The sequence below is a fragment of the Zobellella endophytica genome, assembly GCF_003012775.1.
Taxonomy (GTDB): Bacteria; Pseudomonadota; Gammaproteobacteria; order Enterobacterales; family Aeromonadaceae; genus Oceanimonas; species Oceanimonas endophytica.
In genome coordinates, this window is record NZ_PXYG01000001.1 from 505,531 (window position 1) to 527,684 (window position 22,154).

Genomic DNA, 22,154 nt, shown 5'->3' on the forward strand with positions numbered 1-22,154 from the left:
ATTTTTCCTGCATCCGTTTGTTCTCCTGGCGGGTAGTACAAGGGTGGCACCTGTTGCCGCGCTCGATATTACCGTCATAAGGAGACATGACATGCAAAAGCTTCATCTCAAGATGATCCCGGTGTTGGCCCCGGCCCTGCTGCTCGGCCTCGCCTCCGCCGCCCAGGCCGTGGTGCCCGACAACATCCAGGTGCCGGACGGCAACAAGGTCGCCTGGGAAACCGTGGGCGTGGGGCAGATCACCTACGAATGCCGCGAAAAGCCGGATGCGCCGGGAGAGCTCGGCTGGGTGTTCATGGGTCCTGACGCCAGGTTGAATGATCGCGGCGGCAAGCAGGTGGGCCGCTATTTCGGGCCACCGGCCACCTGGGAGGCGATGGACGGCTCCAGCGTCACCGGCACCCAGCTGGCCACGGCACCGGCCGGAGAAGGCAATATTCCCTACCAGCTGGTACAGGCCAACCCCGCCATGGGGGAAGGGGCCATGACCGGCATCACCTATATCCAGCGGCTGGACACCAGGGGCGGGGTGGCGCCGGCCATGGCCTGCGGCGAGGCCAACCAGGGCGAGCGGCAGGTGGTGCAGTACCAGGCCGATTATATTTTCTGGAAGGCCGGCTGACGCGAAGAGCGCCATCCACCGGGGTATGGTCTAATCTTGAGACTGAGATAAACAGGTTCCGGTTGGCTACCTATTGGATGGCGTTTCGCTTATGACAGAACCCGGTCAGCATTTTGACTACCAGGCCGCGTTGGCGGCCTGTGCCCGCAATGATCGCCATGGCCTTCACGCCTTGTATGAGCAGGAGGGAGGCCGATTGCTGGGGGTGGTGGTGCGCATCGTGCGCGACCATGCCCTGGCGGAAGACATAGTGCACGACGCCCTGATCAACATCTGGCTGCGTGCCGACAGTTTCGACCCGGCCCGGGGCTCCGCCCGGGGCTGGATTTACAGCGTGGCCCGCCACCTGGCGCTGAATGCGGTGCGCAACCGGGGGCGGGAGCTTGGGCTGGATCAGCACGGCGCCGCGGCCCTGGATGCCCTCCAGTCCTATGAACACTGGCAGCAGAGCCGGGACGGGGGATCCTGGAATGACCATGGCAAACGGGTTGAACATTGCCTGGAGCAGCTCGAGCCCGAGCGGCGCAGCTGTATCCTGCATGCCTACGTGGACGGTTGTACCCATCATGAAATTGCCGACCGGATGGGCGCGCCGCTGGGTACGGTCAAGGCCTGGATCCGGCGTAGCCTGGCAGCCCTGAGGGAGTGCATGGCATGAGCGCTTTACATCGGCAGGATCCCGAACTGTACGCCCTGGCCGGTGAATATGTGCTGGGGACCCTGCCCGCCGACGAACGGCGGCGGCTGGAACTGCGGCTGGCGCAGGATGAGCCGTTGCGGGCGGCGGTGACGGAGTGGGAAGAGCGATTGCACCCGCTGACCGGGCTGGTGGCGCTACAAACGCCTTCTCCCCGGCTGTGGCCCCGGGTCGAACGCAGCCTGGATGCCCTGTCTCGGACTCGCACGGCCGCCGGGCCCGTCCGCTGGTGGCAGCGGCTGGGACTATGGCGGGGGCTGACCGCGGCCAGCCTGGCCATGACCCTGCTGCTGGCGGCGGTGCTGCTCTATCGGCCGCTGCCCGAGCCCCGCTATGTGGTGGTGCTGGTAGCACCCGACGACCGGGCGCCGGGCTGGCTGATCCAGGCGTCCGACCCCCGGGAGATCCAGCTGGTGCCGCTCGGCACCACCGAGGTACCGGCGGACATGGCGCTGGAATTCTGGACCAAGGCCGACGACTGGAGCCGACCGGTGTCGCTCGGCCTGGTCGAGCCGGGCAAGACCCTGCGCATACCGCTGGATGCCCTGCCGCCGCTCGAGTCCAACCAGCTGTTCGAGCTGACCCTGGAGCAGGCCAGCGGCTCGCCCACCGGCCTGCCCACCGGGCCCATCCAGTTCATCGGCCGGGCGGTAAAAATCTAGCCCCGGGCAACGCCGTCCGACTGCGCCAGCCATTGCCGCCAGTGGTCGGCGCTGGCCGGCTTGCCGAACCAGTAGCCCTGGAAGGCGGTGCAGCCCAACTGGCGCAACCGCTCGGCCTGCTCGGCGGTTTCCACCCCCTCGGCGATGACCCGCAGATCCAGGCTGCGCCCGAGGGCGATGATGGCGCCGACGATGGCCTCGTCGTTGGGGTCGGTGAGCAAGTCTTGGACGAAGGACTGATCAATTTTCAGCTGGTTCAGGGGCAGCCGTTTCAGATAGCCGAGCGAGGCATAGCCGGTGCCGAAATCGTCCAGTGAAAAACGCAGCCCCAACTGCTGCAGCTGCGCCATGCGGGCGATGGTCTGTTCGATGTCGTCGATCAGCAGGCTTTCGGTGATTTCCAGCTCCAGCCGGGTAGGATCGGCACCGCTGTGTTGCAGGCTCTGCCGCAGCCGACCCACGAAATCCGGATGTCGGAATTGCCGCGGGCTGATGTTCACCGCCAGGCTGAGCCGGGCCATGGCCGGGTCGCCGGCCCAGTCGGCCAGCAGTCGGCAGGCCTGGCGCAACACCCAGTCACCCAGCAGGACGATAAGATCGCTGGACTCGGCGAGGGGAATGAAGTCGGCGGGGGAGAGCCGGCCCAGCTCCGGATGCTGCCAGCGCAGCAGGGCTTCCATCCCGGTGACGCAGGCCTGGCTGTCGACCAGCGGCTGGACGTGCAGCTCCAGCTGATCGTGGTCGATGGCCTGGCGCAGCGCCGCCTCCACCCGGCTGCGCTGGTTGACCTCGTTCTGCATGGCCTTGTTGAAAAAATGCAGGGTATTGCGGCCATCGGCCTTGGCGGCGAACATCGCCAGATCAGCGGCCTTGAGCAGTTCCTCGACGTGGCCCTGCACATCCGAAAACATGGCGATGCCGATGCTGGCAGAGCAGGTGTAGTGCCTGCCGCCGAGCTCATAGGGCCTGGCCAGCTGTTCGAGCAGGTGCCCGGCCCGGTCGCGGGCCTGCATCACCGCCTCCGTGGCGTGGGGGTTGAGATCCTCGAGGATCAGCACGAATTCGTCCGAGCCCAGCCGGCCGGCGGTGTCGGTGCTGGCCAGGCTCTGGCGCAGCCGTTCGGCGGTCTGCAGCAGCAGTTGATCGCCCTGGTCGTGGCCCAGGGTGTCGTTGATGTTCTTGAAGTTGTCGAGATCGACCAGCACCAGTGCCCCCTGGTAGCCGGTATTGTGGCTGCTGGCCAGGGCATGGTGCAGGTGGTCGAGCAGCAGCCGGCGGTTGGCCAGCCGGGTGAGGGGATCGTAAAAGGCCAGATGGTGCAGGTCGTCCTGCAGCTGGCGGTAGGCGGTGATGTCGGTGGAGATGCCGCACAGGGCATAGATGCGGCCGTCCGGGTGGCGCAGCGGCAGCTTGACCGTGAGGTAGGTGCGCGGCTCGCCGTTGTCGCTCAGGTAATTGACCTCTTCGTGGGCCACCCGCTCGCCCTGTTGCAATACCCGCAGATCGTTCTGCCGCAGCCGGGCGCAGGTATCGGCATCGAAAAAGCGGGTATCGCGCTGGCCGATGATCTGCGCCTGGGACAGGCCGAACAGCTCGCATACCTTTCGGTTGGCGTACTGATACCTGAGCTCTTCGTCCTTGATGTAGATGTAGGCCTCCACGCTGTCGAGGATGGTGTTCAACCGGGCTTCGCTGGCCTGCAGGCCCAAGGTCTTTTCGGCGACCCTGCGCCGCAGCAGCAGGTTGAAGCCCAGCGCCAGCAGCAGGGCCGACACCAAAGCGGCCAGGCCCCACCACAGGACGGGAGGGGGCTGCCAGTCGGTTTGCCGGGCGCTCCAGCGCGCCAGTATGCCAAAGTAGCGGGAGCCTTCATCCGCCTGCCAGGCATCGAGGTGGCGGTCGATGGCGGCCAGCACCGCCGGGTGCCGGCCGAGGGGGGTGGCGAAATAGAGCTTGCTGGGCTGGAACAGGATGGGGGAGGCCACCAGCTCCCGGCTCAGGGCCTGCTGGTTGCCGATGAAGTGGTTGGCCGCGACGGCGTCCGCCCGCTGCCGGATGACGGCGTCGAAGGCGTCTTCCAGGCTGCCCACCGGCAGCCAGGTCACCACCAGGCCGAAGTTGTCGACCAGTTGGGCCAGGAACTGCTGCTGGATGGAGCCGTCGAGCACCGCCAGCCGCTTGCCGTCCAGCTCCAGCAGGCTGGTCAGTTGCCTGTCCGGGGCGGTGTAGATCTGCGACCAGCTGCGCAATGCCGGTGTGCGGTGAAACGCAAAGCGGGCGGCCCGCTCCTCGCTGAAGGCCACGTCCGGCATCAGGTCGATCCGGCCGCTGGCCAGCCAGTCCAGGCACTGGCTCCACTGGCACTGGACTGGCTCCAGTTGCCAGCCTTCCTCCCGGGCGATCTCGGCCAGCAGCTCGCCGAAGATGCCGCCGGGCCGGCCCTGATCGTCGGCCAGGATCTTGGGCGGATTATGATAGACGCCGACGCGCAGGGGCTGGGCGTCGGCCTGGCCGACCCAGCAGGCCAGCAACCAGGCCGCCCACCAGGACCCGCGCCACCACGCCACCCGGCCATTGGGTTGAGTGCTCAAGAGCTTCCCTGTCCTCGTGCTAAGTACTTGAACTTATGATTATTAGTTATAACAGATCCCGGCGCCTTTTATAGGGTGCCGGCGCCCATCGCGCAATTTCATTCAATCCCCATGCTGGCCTTTGCCCTGGTCGGCGCCATTTCACCGGGTCCGGTCAATATGATTGCCACCGGCACGGGTGCCGGCTTCGGCATCGTGAAAGCCCTGCCCTATGTGCTGGGGATACCACACCCATGCGCACGACGAGTTCTCCTTCGGGGTCATCGATCAGAGCTCGGCCAGCTATCGCATGCTGTTCGTGGATCGCCGCTGGCTGGGCCGACTGCAACGGGAACTGGTGTTCGGCAGCCGGGATTATCTGGCTTTTGCCGATCAGGCGCATTTTCAGCGCCACTTCAAGCGACGGCTGGCGATCACTCCGGGCCAGTATCAGGCTTTTCTCTCTGATTGACGGGGGATAACATCACGGCGTCCGGCTACCGATAGAGCACCTCGGTGATGTCTGCCGACAGTCGGTAGGCGTCGGCCCGGGGGACCGCCAGCGCGATGTCCTGGCCCTGCCGGCGACTGCCGGGCCTGAAATAGGTGTCCGGCAAGCGCTTGATGGCGGTCAGCACCCGGATTTGTTCCTTGCCGAGCGGGCGCCCCTGCTCATCGCTCAGGGTCAGGGCGACCACCACCGAGATCACGGACTGGCTGCCGTGGTTGCCGAGCCGGGTCGGGATCACCAGCCGGCCATCTTGATAACGGGCGGGTTGCAGCAACAGCTCGACGCCGCCCTTGCTCAGCTGCAGCACCGGCTTGTCGCGGCCGGGCTCGACCCGCACCGAGGCGGGTTCGACAACTACCGAAGCGGGCGCGACCGGCACCGGCGTAGCGGCGCCGGATGGTACATCGTTCAGGTAGCGCCAGGTAAAATCGTCATGCAGCACGGCCTGGCGCCCATCGGGCAGGGTGACCCGCTGCTCGGCGGCCGGGGCCTGGCCGGCCCCCAGGGTGGCGAGCAGCAGTATGCCCGCGGGGATGAGTCTGTTCATGGCTGACTCCTGGTCGGGGCGGTGCACAGACCGCCTGGTGGTTAAATGGCTGTCCAGTTTAGCAAATAATGGCCGGGGCGGGGACGGATACCCGGGGCCGGTTAGCATTCCTCGCCGGCAGCGGTTAGGCTGTAAATAGCCGGGTAGGGAGGTGTCGCATGAAACTGCATCTTTGGGTGTTGCTGTGGTTGCCGCTGGCCGGTTGCGCCAGCCAGCAGGAGCGGGCGCTGATGCGGCTGAACGAGGTGGCCGAGCGGGTACTGGCGCAGGAATGCGCCCGGCCGCAGCTCAGCTACCGGGCGGTGGAAAATGCCCATGTATCGGGGCTGGTCGACGAGGTGGAAACCCTGCGCTGCCCGGGGCTGGAAGCACAGACCTACCTGTCCGAGGCGGCGGCCAACCCCAGGGGCATGCCCATCTATCTGCACGTCTTCGCCCCGCATCCGGCGTTGCCGGGCTTCATGAACATCGGCGCCGGCGCCGAAGGCGTCATCGAGGTGCTGGGCCGGCCGGCCCGGCAGGACGCGCGGCAGCTGCGCTACCAGTCCGGCGAAACCACCGACAGCGTGACGTTCCGGTTGCGCGGCAACCGTATCGGCGCCATTCGCTGGGAGTGGTATTTCGACTGAGCGCCGTTATGCCGGCTGACGCCGGTGCGCCGAGCCCGTCGCGGGCTCCACGTCGCTGAACCGGTCGACCCGCAGCAGGGAGCGGAAGCCCCACATCCAGGTGCCGGCCACCGCCAGGGTGGCCACCCCGCCGATGACGGCGGCGGGCACGGTGCCGAACCAGGCGGCGCTGGTGCCGGCGCGGAACTCGCCGAGTTCGTTGGACGAGCCGATGAACAGCATGTTCACCGCGCTGACCCGGCCGCGCATTTCATCGGGGGTGGCCAGCTGGATCAGGGTGGAGCGTACATAGACGCTGATCATGTCCGCCGCCCCCGCCACCAGCAGGGCGGTGAACGACAGCCAGAACAGGGTGGAGAAGGCGAACACCAGGTTGGCGACCCCGAACACCATGACGGCGACAAACATCGCCGGCCCCACGCGGCGGCTGAGCGACCAGGTGCTGAGCACCATGCCCATCAGCAGGGCACCGATGGCGATGGCGCTGCGCAGGGCGCCCAGGCCCTCCGGCCCCACCATCAGCACTTCCTGGGCATAGATGGGCAACAACGCCACCACGCCGCCGAGCAGCACCGCGAACAGATCGAGGGAAATGGCGCCGAGGATGATGGGCCGGGAGCGGATATAGCCGATGCCGGCGGTAAAGCGACGCCAGGCGGTGGCTTCCAGCGGCCTGGCGCCACCGGCAAAACGCACCCGTGCCATCGGCAACAGCGCCAGCGCCAGCAGGAAACAGCCGAGGCAGACCGCGTAGGCCAGGCTGCCGCCCAGGGCGTAGAGGATGCCCCCGAGCAGGGGGCCGCCGATGACCGCGATTTTCATGATCATGCTGTTCACCGCGATGGCGCGGGCCAACTGGGCCCGGGGCACGATTTGCGGCAACAGGCTCTGCAGGGTGGGGCCGGTAAAGGCGCGGGCACAGCCGAACAGTACCAGCACCGCGTAATAGTGGCGCACGTCCGGGGTCTCGTTGAGCGACAGGCCGAGCAGCAGGGCGCTGCACAGTCCCTGCACCGCCCAGCTCAGCCACAGTATCTTCTTGCGCGAATGACGGTCGGCCAGATCGCCGGCCGGCAGCAGCAACAGCAGCATGGGGATGAACTGGGCCAGGCCCACGTAGGCCAGGGCCAAGGGCTGGCGGGTGAGATCGTACACCTGCCAGGCCACCACCACCGCCTGGATCTGCATGGCGAACACCGCCGCCAGCCGGGCGGTCAGGAAGGGCAGGAAGCCCTGTTGTTGCAGCACCGTTGTGCTGCCTGGATCGGAAGACATACATTCTAGGGTAAAGCGGGACGGGCGGGCAGTGTAAACCCGCCGGCCCGAGGCAGCAAGTCGAGTGGGGGCGCCTCGGCAATCGGGCGCCGGGCCCGGTCGAATAAATTCGACCCTACGGATCCAGCCCGTCACGGCGCCATGCCAGATTGGAACGCCGGGTTGGCCGTAGGGTCCACTTCAGTGGACCACCCGACCACGGCGCCGCGCCCGGTCGAATAAATTCGACCCTACAGCCTGGGCCCTAGGGTCGATTTCAAGCGACTGTGCTCAGTAGGACTGGCTATGCACGCCCTTGATTGCGCGGCCGGAAGGATCGGCCATGTTCTTCCACTGCTCGTCCCACTCCAGGGCGGTGGGGGTGGAGCAGGCCACGGAGGGGCCGGTTGGCACGCACCTGGCGGCGGACTCCTGAGGGAAGTGATCCTCGAAGATGGCGCGGTAGTAGTAGGCTTCCTTGCTGGTCGGGGTGTTCAGCGGGAAGCGGAACGCCGCCGTGGCCATCATCTGATCGGTCACCTGCTCCTCCACCATCGCCTTGAGGCTGTCGATCCAGGAGTAACCCACGCCGTCGGAGAACTGCTCCTTCTGGCGCCAGGCCACTTCATGGGGCAGCATGTCGCTGAAGGCCTCGCGCAGTATGTGTTTTTCCATCTTGCCGTTGCCGCACATCTTGTCGGCCGGGTTCAGGCGCATGGCCACGTCCATGAATTCCTTGTCGAGGAAGGGGACCCGGGCTTCGACACCCCAGGCGGCCATGGACTTGTTGGCGCGCAGGCAGTCGAACATGTGCAGGGCCTTGAGCTTGCGCACGGTTTCCTCATGGAACTCCCGGGCGTTGGGCGCCTTGTGGAAGTAGAGGTAGCCGCCGAACAGCTCGTCGGAGCCCTCGCCGGAGAGCACCATCTTGATGCCCATCGCCTTGATGCGGCGGGACATCAGGTACATGGGGGTGGAGGCGCGCACCGTGGTGACGTCGTAGGTTTCCAGGTGGTAGATGACCTCGCGCAGGGCGTCCAAGCCTTCCTGTACCGTGTAGTGCAGCTCGTGGTGCACCGTGCCCAGATGATCCGCCACCTTACGCGCCGCCACCAGATCCGGGGCGCCTTCCAGGCCCACGGCGAAGGAGTGCAGCCGTGGCCACCAGGCTTCGCTGTGGCCGTCGTCTTCCACCCGGCGGTCGGCATACAGCTTGGCCACGGCGGAGATGATGGAGGAGTCCAGGCCGCCGGAGAGCAGCACGCCGTAGGGCACGTCGCACATCAGCTGGCGCTTGACCGCCGCCATCAGCGCGTCGCGCAGTTCGGTCACGCTGGAGACGTTGTCCTGCACCGCCTCATAGCTTTCCCAGTCGCGCTGGTAGTAGCGGCGCGGCTGCCCTTCCTTGCTGTACAGCAGGTGGCCGGGGGGGAATTCGCTAATGGTCTTGCACACCGGGGTCAGTGCCTTCATCTCGGAGGCGACGTAGAAGTTGCCCGCTTCGTCGTAACCGGTGTAGAGCGGGATGATGCCCATGTGGTCGCGACCGATGAGATAAGCGTCGTTTTCCTCGTCGTAGAGCACGAAGGCGAAGATGCCGTTCAGATCGTCGAGGAACTCGGGCCCTTTTTCCTGGTACAGGCCGAGGATGATTTCACAGTCGGACTTGGTCTGGAACTCGAACCCGCAGGTGAGCCCGGCTTCCAGCTCCTTGTGGTTGTAGATCTCGCCGTTCACCGCCAGGGCGTGGGTCTTGGCCGGGTTCAGCAGCGGCTGGGCGCCGCTGTCCAGGCCGACGATGGCCAGCCGCTCGTGCACCAGGATGGCGTTGTCGCTGCTGTACACACCGGACCAGTCGGGGCCGCGGTGACGCAGCAGTTTGGATAATTCCAGGGCGCGGCTGCGCAGGGCGGCGGGTTCGGATTTGAGTTCAAGAATACCGAAAATGGAACACATGGGGGCTTGTCCTTAACGTGCTGATCTACATGAATGAACGAAGGTTGCCAGAGTCAAACCGGGATGAAAAGCGAAAATAACGAAAATTTATAAAAAAAGGCCGTTAAACTTTGATTCGATATTTAAAGTGCCATTTTTTGGTAAATAAACAATTAAGCTGGCTATATATTGATTATTCATTAAAAAATAACCGGGCTGGGCAGGACGATCCGGAATCCGCGTCGCGGCGACCCCGCCGGCTGGCCGGCTCCGGATACCGCGGCAGCCCACCGCCATCGGCGGGCCGCTGTCATTAAAGCGATGTTCGGGGGATAGTAGGGTATGCAGGAGGGCGGGCGTCGGTAGCAGCCCTGTCCGCCCGTGCAGACCCTGCCGCCGGAGACGGTTCGGAGGCAGGCCGTGAAGAACTATTGTTGCAAAGGCACTGTTGCAGTGAGATGGCGGGAGCCTGGCGCAACTCGGAGGCTGTCATGCTGTTTCGTTCATCCCGCCGTCGTTCCATCAGCCTTGCCCTTCAGGGCGGCGGCGCCCACGGCGCCTTTACCTGGGGCGTACTCGACGCCCTGCTGGAAGACGGCCGCTTTGTCATCGAAGGCGTCAGCGGCACCAGTGCCGGTGCCATGAACGCCGTGGTACTGGCCCACGGCCTGTTGCAGGGCGGCAACGAGGGCGCACGGGAGGCGCTGGCCCGCTTCTGGGAAGCGGTCGCCGACTGTGCCCCCATGCTCAATGCCGGCGCCGACAGTGAAAGCGGCCGCCTGGCCTCCGCTATCAGGATCATGCTGTACTGGACGCAGCAGTTTTCACCACAGCAGTTTAATCCTTATGGTATCAATCCATTACGGGATATTGTCAGTCGGCAAATCGATTTTGACCGGCTGCGCGAGCGTTGCCCGCTGAAACTGTTCATCGCCGCCACCCATGCCAATACCGGCAGGCTGCGGCTGTTCCGGACGGCCGAGCTGAAGGCGGAGATGTTGCTGGCCTCGGCCTGTCTGCCGACCCTGCATCATGCGATATTGATCGATGGCGAGCCATACTGGGACGGCGCCTTTGCCGCCAATCCGGCGGTTTTTCCCCTGGTCTACGAGGCGTCCTCGGCGGATATCCTGCTGGTATTGCTCAGTCCCTTCGAACATGCGCAACTCCCGCTGACTCATGAGGAAATTCACCATCGTACCCAGGAGCTGGCGTTCAAAAGCACCTTGCTGCGGGAGATGCACAGTCTGGCGCTGGCGCGCCAGTTTGCCGGTCGGACGCTGTGGCCGGCGGGACGGCTGGAGCGGCGTCTTTCTCGCACCAGAATGCACCTGATCGATACCGGGGATCTGGTCGGCCGGCTGGCGATGGAATCCAAGCTGACGACCAGCCGGTCGTTTCTGGAGATGCTGCGTGATCAGGGCCGGGAGCGGACCAGCGTCTGGCTGTCGGAGCATGGCGACACCGTGGGCAAAGGTGCCACGGCAGACATTGCCAGGCTGTTTCTTTGAGTGACAGGGTGACCTCGGGGTTGAACAGATGTCGGTGCAAAGCGGAATAGGCGATGAGGTCGCCGGCAGGATGGCGGAACGCTTTTTTGCCGACGCCATGCTGGGCGGCCTGGCCAGGTGGTTGCGCCTGCTGGGTATAGATACCGCCTTCCAGGCCGGTATTGACGACGGCGAGCTGGTGCGCCGGGCCCGGAGCCAGCGGCGGGTGGTGCTGAGCCGGGATCGGGGGTTGGCCTGGCAGCAGCCGGAGCACGACCTCTATCTGGTGCGGGCGGAGCAAACCTATCTGCAACTGCGGGAGGTGACGCTGGTTTTTCGGCTGTGGCGGCAGTTTGCTCCGTTCAGCCGTTGCAGTTGCTGTAACCAGCCGGTACAGGCGGCGGATGCCGACACCCTGCACCGGCACCTGCCGCCCGGGCTGGTGGGTTACAACACCGAAGGCTGGTTCTGCCCGGTGTGCCGCAGGCTGTACTGGCGGGGCAGTCATGTGACGCGGATGGAGCAGATGCTGGCCCGGTTGCGTGAGGATCTGCTGGCCGAGCAGGTGTCGGCGGCATCGCTGACGGCGCTCGAGGGCAGGGGGCAGGCGACTCGCCGGGGGTGAACGGCCCGCAGACGGCCGACACCCTCCCGGGCCGGCTCGAGCGGCATGCCCATGCCGAACGGGCGGCACCTATAGCAGCACCGCCGGCGCGACGGGATCGTCGATGCGGAACCAGCCGGCGATGCTCAGCCGCTCCCGGCGGGCCGGCAGCACCTCGTGGGGAAACTGCTCCGAGAGAAAGCACACCAGGGTGCCGGCTTCGGGAAGCACCCGGTGCAGCACCGCCTTGCCCTTCTCCGGATACACCAGCAGGTCGCCGCCATCGGCGGGCCGCCAGTCTTCATTCAGGTAGACGACCGTGGTCAGTCGCCGGTTGCCGCGGCCGCGAAAGGCGTCCAGGTGTTTCTTGTAGAAGTCGCCGGGCTGATAGAGCGCGTAATGGCACTCATAATCCTTGAGCCCCATGAACAGCTGGCGGTTCATCTGTTGCTGCAGCCCGGCCATCAGCGCCAGGTAATCGCGCCGGGCCGGGCTGTCGCCTTCCAGCCAGCGGGTCTTGTCGGTGCGGATCCGCTTATTGGTGTGCTGGTGCTGGTCCCGGCCGATGCCGGCAGGGGTGAGCTGCCAGGCCGGCAGGGCGGCGAAATCCTGGTGCAGTGCCGCTACCCGGGGCGCGTCCAGGAAACGGGGAAAGATGCCGATGCCCCGCTCGGCGATGGCTTCGACAACCTCATCAAAGGCATTATCAACTGACGGCACTGTGTTCACGTGGTAAACCCTCTTGTGGAGCGCTCATATACACCCAACCGTCGCGATCCGGCCAGAGAGAAAAACTGCGTGTCGGGTGCAAAAATGCTGTTGTATCGCGCAGCCTGTGCCATGCAGGAGGAGATCGCCGGCCATGGCGCGGCAGGACGGCGTTTCCGGCGTGGCGGGCTCGCCTGGCAAGAGTAATAAACCAGCAGTTAAACAATGGCTTGTTGCATTCAAAGGGATTTTTGCTAGACTGGCCGCTCTTCGATGGTGGCCCCGTTGGTCCTCTCGCATCGATACCTCGTCGACCTGGTCAGGCCCGGAAGGGAGCAGCCAAGGCGAGCGACTCGAGTGCCGGGATGTGGCTGGCGGGCGCCACCTCCAATTTTCCCCTGTTGTCGCTTTCACCCTAAGTTGGCATATTTTCACTATAACCTGACATAGCCTATTTTTGTTGTAGAAAAACAACGGAAAGGCAGCTTGGCTATGTATTGGCGCCGATTGAAATACTCCCCGGTCAAGAACCTCTTTCGCTTCGCCAGCGCCAAGATGAAAACGGTGCTGACACTGGAATCCTTATTGCCCCGCTACACCTTCGAGTACTCGAACTGGTTGAAAAATATGGCATGATCATCTCTGATGAACTTGGTTTGCTCAACCGGAACAGGCGAAGGAGAGATGCTCGGTCCCTTAGAGATCCCCTCGTTTTTATTACTCAGGTAATGCCGGAGATGCGCTTGTACAATTTGTGCTGCGACAGATAGTAGGAAAACGTTTTCAACAGCGTGATGGCGTTTTCCTCTTTCATCTTCGGCAGCATCTGGTAATAAATGCCCCCTTGGCGGAAAAGGAGTTGGTCCGGGTTTTACTGGTGTTGGCTTTTATCATCTTCATCCAGTCCGGCGGCATCACCGGCCTTGCCTAGCAAGGTCAGCAGCACGATGGCCAGGGCGCTGAACAGGAACAACCGGTCGCGGCGCAAGGTGGAGCGCACATGGGTATCGGCCATGCCCATGCCGAACTTGTAGTCCTTGATGTCCCGGAAACTGCACTCGATGCCCCAACGTTTGCCGTACAGTTTGAGGGCATCGGCGGCGCTCAGGTCACGTCGGTTGCTGGCCAGCAACCAGGCCTCCTTCATGCCGGCTTTCTTGCAACAGAACACCCGGGCCACGGGCTGCCGCTGGCCGGTCAGCTCCATGTCTTCCAGGGGGCGCGTACGGCCGCTGGGCATCAGCCACGTCTTCGCCGGCTGGAGCTTTTCACCCACCGGACAGAGCAGAATATTGTCTTTAAAACGAATGAGATAGTCGAACTCCAGCGCGTCTTCCAGCAGGGTAAACAGCGCGGTGTCACCAACGCCCGGTCGGCCACCACGGTCACGCTCACATCGCTCGGCTGCGTGTTTTTCAGCTTCCACAACAACTCGTCTTCGTGGTCATTGCGCTTGCCTTTCAGTAGGGGTTTCTTGTGCGTCTTTACAGCAGTGGCGTGTTGCGTCCGTGGCTGGTCTGCATGCTCTGCACGATGCTGCAATGGTCGTCGGCATCGAATTCGGTCCAGTCCATGGAGACCACGATTTCCTTGCGCTCGGCCACCACGTAGGGCACCCAGTCGTCGAACAGCGACCAGATGTTGAGCTTGGTGTTGCTCAGCAAGCGGTCGACCTGCTATGGCATATTTACGCTCCAGGCCATTGGCCTGGGCCAGGCCAATGGCATGAATGGCCAGCGAGCTCGCCTCAATGACCCCCAAGGTGGCATTGGCCAATGAGAGCACACGCTCGGCATGCATATCCTGGCCGAAGATGTCGTTGAGGTATTCGGAGATGGAAGCGCGGGTGAGCAGGGGTGGTGATGCCGCCGAGTTTGGTTCAAAGGCGGGTAGTCTACCCGCCAGGCCGCGCCAGCTCTAGCTCATATGAGGGGATGGCTGAGGCTACGAGCAGCTATTTAGAGATACATCCGTCTCGGGTGCCGGCAACGTCGATTACCTGTTTTTCGCCAGATATTCCTCTTTTATCACTGCTGGTTAACCGTGGTCACCTCCGTGAAGACGAAGAACCATGACGGTTGCTACCGGACTCCCGCCTTCGCGGGAGTGACCACAGGGAAAGTCGAAGGTTTGTCACCAGACAAGAGCGGGCATCGGCCCGTCCTTGCCTTATACCGCTGTCAGCGGCTTTTCCCGCTTTGACCATGGCTTTTCTTCGATGGGCAGGTGCACCAGTGCCGACAGGGCACCGAAGCCGACGCCAATCCACCACACCAGCAGGTAGTTCGAATGCAGGTCATACAGGGTACCACCCAGCCAGACTCCCAAAAAGCCACCCAGTTGATGGGAAAAGAACACCAGGCCGTAAAGGGTGCCCATGTAGCGCAGCCCGTATATCTGGGCCACCAGGCCGGAAGTCAGCGGCACCGTGGCCAGCCAGAGGGCGCCCATGGCCATCGAGAACAGCACCACGCTTTCCGGGGTGATGGGGTTCAGGATAAAGAGCGCGGCCACCAGGGTGCGCAGGGCATAAATGCCCGCCAGCAGGTACTTGCGCGAGTACTTGTTACCCAACCAGCCGGCCAGCAGTGTACCGCCGATATTGAACAGGCCGATCAGGGCGATGGCCACGGCGCCGAGGCTGGAGGTGGAGCTCACGCCCAGGGACCGGATAATGCTGCCCGGCGCGATGGCGCTGCACATCTCGGTGATGAAGGCCGGGAAGTGGGCGGTAATAAAGGCCAACTGGTAGCCGCAGGAGAAAAAGCCGATAAAGATGAATAAAAATGACGGATCCTTCAGCGCCCGTTTTACGACCTCGCCCATGTTTTCTTCATGGGGCTGTTTTGGCGCGGGGGGTGGCACCCGCATCAGGAACAGCGCCAGCAGTGAAAGCACGATAAAGCCCGACAGGCTGACGAACACCGACTGCCAGGGCATCCGCTCCAGCAGCCACTGAGTGAGCGGCGGGCCGATGATCTGCCCGGCCGAGCCGGCGGCGGTGGCAATACCCAGGGCCAGGGAGCGGTGTTGGTCGGAGGCCGCCCGGCCCACCACGGCAAGGATAACGCCGAAGCCGGTGCCGGCGACGCCAAAGCCTATCAGCATCTCCAGCAACTGGTGCTGGGCCGGGGTAAACGCCTGGGCGGAGAGCACCAGCCCCAGCACATAACAGGCGACACCGGCGACGATGGCCTTCCTGTCGCCATACTTCTCGGCCAGGGCGCTGAACAACGGCTGGCCTATGCCCCAAAACAGGTTCTGGATGGCGAGGGCAAAAGAGAACTCCGCCCTCGGCCAGTTGAATTCCTCGGCAATGGGGAGCTGGAACAGCCCGAACGACGCCCGCACGGAAAAGCTGATCAGGATGACGATGCAGCCGCCGATCAGCACGGGATTGATCAGGCTGGGGTAATGGGGGGCTGGCGTGCTCTTGGCCATGTTCTTTATCCTGCATTATCTGAAATACAGCGCCTTTTCCCGATGGGGTAAAAGGGCTCCATACCGGGTTGGAAACAACAACCTGAACATCAACCGCCGGGCCGGCTGCCACGGCGTTCTTCCCCGGTGCGCATTATGGTAAAGGGCTGATTTTGCGCCGCTTCACCCGTTTCGTCAAAGGTGCAGCCGGCCGCTCGCAACAATAGCGGCTGCTCCGCTGAACCGCACGATCAGCGCCTCACCGTTCCGCTCCCAGGATGCATGAGCCTCGCCGTCCCGGCCGATCTCAATGCCCTGCTCGGCGACATAGCTCCCCGACGTTTCTCCCGGATGCTGATGCCGGGCGATAAAGGCCGCGACCGAGCCGTTGCCGGATCCGCACACCGGATCTTCGGGCACCCCCTCGCCGGGGCAAAGGTACGCACGCGCAGGCGAACCGGCCCATCCTGCCCTCGCTCGGCAAAGACGGTAACACCGGCCGCCTTGAGCCGCTTGCATTCACGCGCTATCAACCCCAGGTCCGGGTTGAGCGCCGAGATGGCCGCCAGCCGGGACAGCTCCACCACCAGCCAGGGCACCCCGGTCGAGACCACCTCGCACGGCGTGGCGGCCAGATCCGACTCGACACAGCCCAGCATCCTGGCCAGAGGCGCGCGCGGCAGGCCGGCGTCGCGCCAGCCGGGGGCTCCCTGGGTCATGCGCAGCAGCTTGCCCCCGGAGGCGGCGGGGTTGCCATAGAGGGGGCGATGGGTAAAGGCGTCTACCTGCACGAACTCCACGGCCATGATGTTCTCCTCCTGCTGTGCTGAAAACAGGAGCATAATAATTGGCACACTTTAGGTAAATAAATATAGTGTCACGTGACACTATATTTTCGAGGCACACAGTATGCGCCTGGTTTCTCCCTGGCATCCCCGGCTGAGCGAGGGGCCGGCTCCGCCCTCCGAGCGCCTGGCGGCGGCGCTGGCCGAGGATATTCTCGATGGAAAACTGGCATCGGGTGACCGGTTGCCGGCGCACCGGGATCTCGCCGACAAGCTCGGCATCGGCGTCGGCACCGTGACCAAGGCTTACGGCATACTGGAACGAAGAGGCCTGGTGTTCAGCGTGAAAGGGCGGGGCACCTTTGTGGCCCTGGTGCAGCGCCGGCGGGGGCCGCAGATCGAGCTGGCCCGCAACGTGCCGCCGGCGGTGATCACCGAGCGACTGCTGGGACAGACCCTGGCGGCGGTGGCCAGGCGTGTCGATGCCGGGCTGTTCAACGACTATCCTCCCCTGGGCGGACACGACGAGCACCGGCGGCTGATGGCGCGCTGGTTTGCCGGCATGGGGATGGAGGCCGATCCGGGCCGGCTGGTGCTGACCAGCGGGGCCCATCATGCGGTTTCCCTGGCCCTGCTGCTGACCTGTGGCGCCCGGGGAACCCTGTTTACCGAGGCGCAAACCTACCCCGGTGTCATCGCCCTTGCCCGTCACCAGGGCATCCGGCTGGTCGGCGTGGCGATGGATGAGCAGGGCATGGTCCCCGAGGCGCTGGAGCGGGCCCTGAGCGCCAGGGCCGAGGGACCGGCGGCGCTCTATGTCACGCCGACGATGCAGAACCCGACCACGGCGACCATGAGCCGAACCCGACGCGAGGAGACAGTGGCGCTCTGCCGCGCCCATGATATCGCCATCATCGAAGACGACGTATACAGCCTCTCGGCGGATGCACAACTGGTGCCCCTGGCCATGCTGGCACCGGAGCGCACCTTCTATGCCAACAGCCTGTCCAAGACCCTGAATCCGGCGCTGCGCATGGGCGGACTGGTCACCCCGCCGGGCCGGGTCGAGGCGGCCATCACGGCGCTGCAGGCCACGGCCATCATGGTGTCGCCACTGAGTTGTGCCCTGATGGAGCAATGGCTGCTGGACGGCACGGCGCAGGACGTCATCCAGGCGATCCAGGTGGAGTCGCAACGGCGCACCGTCCTGGCCGAGTCGATACTGGGCGACATGATGCGCGCGCGCCAGTATCACGGTTATCACGTATGGCTTCCGATGCCTAGGCGGGACGCGGAGCAGCTGGCACGGGCCGCCGGAGAGCTTGGCATCATGCTGACGCCGCCGTCCGCCACCGCGGCTGACCCCGGATCGGACGCAAGCGGCATCCGCCTGTGCCTGGGATCCCCCGACATGTCCGAACTGAACACGGCGCTGAACACCATAGCGCGGGTCCGGCAAGAAGTACGGACGACCAGCGCCCAATTGGCGCTATGACTTACCGCTTCGCCGCTTTTGCGGCCGGACGGCAGGCATGTCCGATGTTCCGACAGGTGCAGATATAGGCGTTGACTGTGACCCGGTCTGTCTCCAGACTGATGCGGTATCCCTGAGACAGCAGCATGATCCGACACCCTTCTCCCGACCATGGTTTTCCCCGCCTTTCACGCCCTGGCGTGGCCTTGGTGTGGCTGCTGTTTTTCATGTTGTCCTTTGGCGCTCATCATCCGCTGGCCGCCGCCGGACACCAGCAGGGCTTTACCGGCGAGCCGCTGTCACCGGCGGTGGCCAGCCCCAATGATCACTCGAGACTCCTGAAGGCAGCCAGGCCGACCACCCCGGCCGACCCGGACTCGCCGCCGGCCTGGCTGCCCGCGGTGGCCATGGTGCCCAAGGCGGGTGGCGGGCTTCTGCTTGCCACCGCCCGCAATCCGGTATATCCCCATCCCCGGGGCTATCCTCCTTTCCTGCGCCCACCGCTCCGGGCACCTCCTCTGGCGTAATCCGCACTGCCGACCACGGCTGCCGTTACCGGCGGCCCCACAGACAAGCGAACATCGTTTCGAGGATTTGCCATGAGATCGTTAAGAGCCAGGGCCGTCGTCTACGGCCTGGTGATCGTGCTCGGCTTGCTGAGCGCGTTGCCCAATGTATTGCCCGACCGGCTGGCCGACCGCCTGCCGGACTGGTACAGCGCCAACACCCTGTCGCTCGGGCTGGATCTGCAGGGGGGCTCCCAGCTGCTGCTGGAAACCGACACCACCGAGCTGCTGGCCGCTGAGCACCGGCGCCTGGCCGACGAGGCCGCCACCGCCCTGAATGAGGCCGGCATCGCCCATGCCCGCCCGCAGATCGATGCCGGCGGCGCCGAGCTGGCGCCGCGGGATCCGGCCCGCCTGGCCGAGGCCCTTGAGCTGCTCCGCGCCCTGGCGCGGGACGACGCCAGCGGCGTGCGCCGCTTCGACATCGAACGGGAGCCGGGCCGGCTGCGCCTCGTGCCAACCGAGGCCTGGCGGGCCCAGCTGACCCAGGACACGGTGGAGCGCACCCTGGAGGTGGTGCGCCGGCGGCTGGACGAAACCGGGCTGGTGGAGCCGGGCATCACCCGCCAGGGTGACAGCGGCATACTGGTGCAGATGCCCGGGGTGGCGGATCCGGCCGAGATCCGCTCGCTGCTGGGGACCACGGCCAGGATGAGCTTCCACTGGGTGGCCCGGGAGGGCGCCGCCGGCCAGGCCGTGATCACCGTGCCCGGCTCCGCCGGGGAGGGCAGCTACCGGCTGGAACGGCGAGTGGCGATGGCCGGCGAGCGCATCCGCGATGCCCACATGGCCTTCAGCCCCGCCACCGGCGAGCCGGTGGTCAGCTTCAAACTGGACAACGAGGGTGCCCGCCACTTCGGCGAGCTGACCCGGGACAACCTTGGCCGCGCCCTGGCCATCGTGCTCGATAACAAGGTGATCACCGCCCCGGTGATCCGCAGCGCCATTCCCGGCGGCAGCGGCGAGATCAGCGGCCGTTTCACCACCGGCGAGGCCAACGAGCTGGCCCTGTTGCTGCGGGCGGGGGCCCTGCCGGCGCCGCTGCTGGTGCTGGAGGAGCGGACCGTGGGCCCGGATCTGGGCAGCGACGCCATCGCCATGGGGCTTGGCACCGGCCTGCTCGGGGCCGCCCTGGTGGTTGCCTTTATGCTCGGGGTGTACGGCCGCTGGGGGCTGATCGCCTGCGTGGGCCTGGCGGTCAACATCGGCCTGGTGTTCGGCATCCTGAGCCTGCTGGGCGCCACCCTGACCCTGCCGGGCATCGCCGGCATCATCCTCACCGTCGGCATGGCGGTGGACGCCAATATCCTGATCAACGAACGCATCCGCGAGGAAAGCCGGCGGGGGCGTTCGGCCGCCATGGCCCTGCGCGAGGGCTTCGGCCGCGCCTACGGCACCATTCTCGACTCCAATTTCACCACCCTGATCGCGGTGAGCCTGCTGTTCCTGTTCGGCAGCGGCCCGGTCAAGGGCTTTGCCGTCACCATCGGCATCGGCCTGCTCACCTCCCTGTTCACGGCCATATCGGTGACCCGGCTGCTGATGGAGTGGCGGGTGAAGGGCAGGGAGCGGGCGCCGCTCAACCTGGCCGGCGGCCGGTTGTTCGAGCGGCTGGCCGGCTGGCGGCCGGACTTTCTGCGCGGCCGCTACCTGGGCCTGGCCGCCTCGGCGGTGCTGTCGGTCGCCTCCCTGGTGCTGTTCGTGCAGCCGGGGCTGAAATACGGCGTCGACTTCACCGGCGGCACCCTGGTGGAGGTGCGGGCGCCGGCCCTGGCGGTGGAGCCGCTGCGCGAGCGGCTCCACGACCACCAACTGGCGGACGCCGCCATCCAGGAGGTCGGCGAGGGGCGCTTCCTGATCCGCCTGCCGGTGGCGCAGGGCGGCGCCGACCAGGTGGCCGGGCTCAAGGCGGCGGTGCTGAGCGCCGAGCCCGAAGCGCAATTTCCCCGGGTGGACATGGTGGGCGCCAAGGTCAGCGGCGGCTTCTTCGAGGCTACGGTGCTGGCCATCCTGCTCGCCGGCGGCGGCATGCTGCTTTACCTGTGGTACAGGTTCGAGTCCCACTTCGCCCTGGCGGCCACCCTCACCATAGTGCTGGATCTGACCAAGACCATCGGTTTCTTCGCCCTGGCCGGGGTGGAGTTCAACCTCACCGCGGTGGCGGCGCTGCTGGCGCTGATCGGCTACTCGGTGAACGACAAGGTGGTGGTGTTCGATCGCATTCGCGAGAACCTGCGGCTGACCCCGGACAAACCCATGCTGGCGCTGCTCAACGACAGCATATCCGCTACCCTTACCCGGACCCTGTTTACCTCGTTCAGCACTTTCCTGGCGCTGCTGCCGATGGGGCTGGCGGGGGGCAGCGCGGTGGCCAGCTTCGCGCTGCCCATGCTGTTCGGCATCCTGGTGGGCACCAGCTCGTCGGTGTTTATCGCCTCGCCGCTGCTGTATTTCCTCGGCCAGCGGCGGCAGCGGCAGGGCAAGGCCCAGCTGCGGCCCACCGCCGAGCAAATGCGCAAGGAACTGGATTCGTTACCTTAAGGAGACAATGCGATGACCTGGTTAATGCTGATAACGGGATTGCTGCTGCTGATCCTGGGCGCCGAACTCCTGGTGCGGGGGGCGGCCCGGCTGGCCGCCAGCCTGGGGGTGCCGGCCCTGGTGATCGGCCTCACCGTGGTGGCCTTCGGCACCAGCGCGCCGGAGCTGGCGGTGAGCGTCAAGTCCGCCTGGGCCGGCCAGGCGGAGCTGGCCATCGCCAACGTGGTGGGCAGCAACATCTTCAACGTGCTGTTCATCCTCGGCCTGGCGGCGCTGATCTCGCCCCTGGTGGTGTCGAAGCAGCTGATCCGCCAGGATGTGCCCATCATGATTCTGGTGTCGGTGGTGGCGGTGCTGATGGCCTGGGACGGTACCCTGGGCCGGGGCGAGGCGGTGCTGTTGTTCGCCGGCCTGCTCGGCTACACCGCCTTCCTGTTCGTGCAGGGCCGACGGCAGGGCATGGACACGGCGGACGAGGAGGTCGACGAGCTGATACGCAGGCCCGTGCCCGCCTGGCAGAACCTGCTGCTGGTGGCGGGCGGCCTGGTGCTGCTGGTGGCGGGCGCCCGCTGGCTGGTACAGAGCGCGGTGCAGATCGCCGCCGCCTTCGGGGTGAGCGAGGCGGTGATCGGGCTGACCATCGTCGCCGCCGGTACCTCCCTGCCGGAGGTGATGACCTCGGTGATCGCCACCCTCAAGGGGCAGCGGGACATCGCCATCGGCAACGTGGTGGGCAGCAACGTGTTCAACATCCTGTGTGTGCTCGGCCTCTCGGGTCTGGTCTCGCCGGCGCCGCTGCTGGCCGGCGCCCAGCTGGCCAGCCTGGACATGCCGGTGATGCTGGGGGTGGCGGTGCTGTGCCTGCCACTGTTCTTCGTGGGTGCCAGCCTCACCCGCTTCGAAGGGCTGCTCTTCCTCGTCCTGTATCTGGCCTATGTGTGGTACATGGTGGCGCTGACCCTGGCCTTGGATTACCTGCCCCGGCTCGGTGCGGGCATCGTCTACGGCCTGATCCCGCTGGTGGTGCTCTACGTGGCCGCCACCCTGGGGCGGGATCTGTGGCGCCGGCGGCGGGGAACGGAGCCGGCCGAGGCCCGTGATAACCGAGCACCGTGATTTACTTGGGCACCGTTCCGGGC

Annotated in this window: 17 protein-coding genes, 1 other RNA gene and 2 pseudogenes; 12 read left to right on the plus strand and 8 right to left on the minus strand. The window is 65.3% G+C overall.

Annotated elements, in window-relative coordinates:
- The first annotated feature begins 91 nt into the window (after positions 1-91).
- The 3 genes from C7H85_RS02260 to C7H85_RS02270 all read left to right on the plus strand — a co-directional run bounded on the left by C7H85_RS02260 (position 92) and on the right by C7H85_RS02270 (position 1,981).
- Complete coding sequence (locus C7H85_RS02260) at positions 92-622, plus strand: DUF3455 domain-containing protein (protein WP_106728090.1); 531 nt, start codon at positions 92-94, stop codon at positions 620-622.
- 91 nt (positions 623-713) lie between these two features.
- Positions 714-1,280, plus strand: a complete 567-nt coding sequence (locus C7H85_RS02265; protein WP_106728091.1) for a sigma-70 family RNA polymerase sigma factor — start codon at positions 714-716, stop codon at positions 1,278-1,280.
- Positions 1,277-1,981: an anti-sigma factor gene (locus C7H85_RS02270; protein ID WP_106728092.1), complete on the plus strand. Its 705-nt coding sequence runs from the start codon at positions 1,277-1,279 to the stop codon at positions 1,979-1,981. Before C7H85_RS02265 ends, C7H85_RS02270 begins: the two co-directional genes overlap by 4 nt.
- Here the strand turns inward: C7H85_RS02270 and C7H85_RS02275 are convergent.
- Positions 1,978-4,572: an EAL domain-containing protein gene (locus C7H85_RS02275; protein WP_210433536.1), complete on the minus strand. Its 2,595-nt coding sequence runs from the start codon at positions 4,570-4,572 to the stop codon at positions 1,978-1,980. The genes C7H85_RS02270 and C7H85_RS02275 overlap by 4 nt on opposite strands.
- Positions 4,573-4,783: 211 nt before the next feature.
- Between C7H85_RS02275 and C7H85_RS20005 the strand changes: the two genes are divergently transcribed.
- A complete protein-coding gene (locus C7H85_RS20005; RefSeq protein ID WP_245879536.1) occupies positions 4,784-5,023 on the plus strand; it encodes a hypothetical protein in 240 nt (79 codons plus the stop codon).
- A gap of 25 nt (positions 5,024-5,048) precedes the next feature.
- On the opposite strand, the gene C7H85_RS02290 is transcribed toward C7H85_RS20005, so the two are convergent.
- Positions 5,049-5,609 (minus strand): DUF3157 family protein, encoded by a 561-nt coding sequence (locus C7H85_RS02290; RefSeq protein WP_158260053.1) that lies wholly within the window; start codon positions 5,607-5,609, stop codon positions 5,049-5,051.
- 158 nt (positions 5,610-5,767) lie between these two features.
- Between C7H85_RS02290 and C7H85_RS02295 the strand changes: the two genes are divergently transcribed.
- Positions 5,768-6,238: a hypothetical protein gene (locus tag C7H85_RS02295; RefSeq protein WP_106728095.1), complete on the plus strand. Its 471-nt coding sequence runs from the start codon at positions 5,768-5,770 to the stop codon at positions 6,236-6,238.
- A gap of 6 nt (positions 6,239-6,244) precedes the next feature.
- Here C7H85_RS02295 and C7H85_RS02300 read toward each other — a convergent pair whose 3' ends face one another.
- On the minus strand, positions 6,245-7,513 hold the full coding sequence (locus C7H85_RS02300; protein WP_106728096.1) for an MFS transporter: 1,269 nt from the start codon (positions 7,511-7,513) through the stop codon (positions 6,245-6,247).
- A gap of 270 nt (positions 7,514-7,783) precedes the next feature.
- Positions 7,784-9,448: an asparagine synthase B gene (gene asnB / locus C7H85_RS02305; protein ID WP_106728097.1), complete on the minus strand. Its 1,665-nt coding sequence runs from the start codon at positions 9,446-9,448 to the stop codon at positions 7,784-7,786.
- 470 nt (positions 9,449-9,918) lie between these two features.
- Between asnB and C7H85_RS02310 the strand changes: the two genes are divergently transcribed.
- Positions 9,919-10,938, plus strand: coding sequence for a patatin-like phospholipase family protein (locus tag C7H85_RS02310; RefSeq protein WP_106728098.1), 1,020 nt, complete (start codon positions 9,919-9,921; stop codon positions 10,936-10,938).
- Between the two features lie 70 nt (positions 10,939-11,008).
- Positions 11,009-11,542: a Mut7-C RNAse domain-containing protein gene (locus tag C7H85_RS02315; RefSeq protein WP_158260054.1), complete on the plus strand. Its 534-nt coding sequence runs from the start codon at positions 11,009-11,011 to the stop codon at positions 11,540-11,542.
- 69 nt (positions 11,543-11,611) lie between these two features.
- On the opposite strand, the gene C7H85_RS02320 is transcribed toward C7H85_RS02315, so the two are convergent.
- Positions 11,612-12,250, minus strand: coding sequence for a 2OG-Fe(II) oxygenase (locus tag C7H85_RS02320; RefSeq protein WP_106728100.1), 639 nt, complete (start codon positions 12,248-12,250; stop codon positions 11,612-11,614).
- Between the two features lie 262 nt (positions 12,251-12,512).
- Here C7H85_RS02320 and ffs point away from each other — a divergent pair.
- Positions 12,513-12,609: signal recognition particle sRNA small type (ffs, locus tag C7H85_RS02325), an RNA gene on the plus strand.
- 341 nt (positions 12,610-12,950) lie between these two features.
- Here ffs and C7H85_RS02330 read toward each other — a convergent pair.
- From C7H85_RS02330 to C7H85_RS02340, 3 genes and pseudogenes are all read right to left on the minus strand, one after another.
- Positions 12,951-14,029: pseudogene (locus C7H85_RS02330) on the minus strand (IS4 family transposase).
- A gap of 369 nt (positions 14,030-14,398) precedes the next feature.
- Positions 14,399-15,670 (minus strand): MFS transporter, encoded by a 1,272-nt coding sequence (locus C7H85_RS02335; protein WP_106728101.1) that lies wholly within the window; start codon positions 15,668-15,670, stop codon positions 14,399-14,401.
- A 174-nt stretch (positions 15,671-15,844) separates the two neighbouring features.
- Positions 15,845-16,491: pseudogene (locus C7H85_RS02340) on the minus strand (PhzF family phenazine biosynthesis protein).
- A gap of 67 nt (positions 16,492-16,558) precedes the next feature.
- Here C7H85_RS02340 and C7H85_RS02345 point away from each other — a divergent pair.
- The 4 genes from C7H85_RS02345 (at position 16,559) to C7H85_RS02360 (ending at position 22,131) form a co-directional block, all read left to right on the plus strand.
- On the plus strand, positions 16,559-17,929 hold the full coding sequence (locus C7H85_RS02345; protein WP_106728102.1) for an aminotransferase-like domain-containing protein: 1,371 nt from the start codon (positions 16,559-16,561) through the stop codon (positions 17,927-17,929).
- A gap of 125 nt (positions 17,930-18,054) precedes the next feature.
- Positions 18,055-18,435 carry a hypothetical protein gene (locus C7H85_RS02350; RefSeq protein ID WP_146140400.1) on the plus strand — a complete coding sequence of 127 codons (381 nt, stop codon included), beginning with the start codon at positions 18,055-18,057 and terminating at the stop codon, positions 18,433-18,435.
- Between the two features lie 72 nt (positions 18,436-18,507).
- The gene (gene secD, locus C7H85_RS02355; protein ID WP_106728104.1) at positions 18,508-21,015 is read left to right on the plus strand and encodes a protein translocase subunit SecD; all 2,508 of its coding nucleotides are present in this window, start codon (positions 18,508-18,510) and stop codon (positions 21,013-21,015) included.
- A gap of 12 nt (positions 21,016-21,027) precedes the next feature.
- Positions 21,028-22,131 carry a calcium/sodium antiporter gene (locus tag C7H85_RS02360; protein ID WP_106728105.1) on the plus strand — a complete coding sequence of 368 codons (1,104 nt, stop codon included), beginning with the start codon at positions 21,028-21,030 and terminating at the stop codon, positions 22,129-22,131.
- The last annotated feature ends 23 nt before the right edge of the window (positions 22,132-22,154 follow it).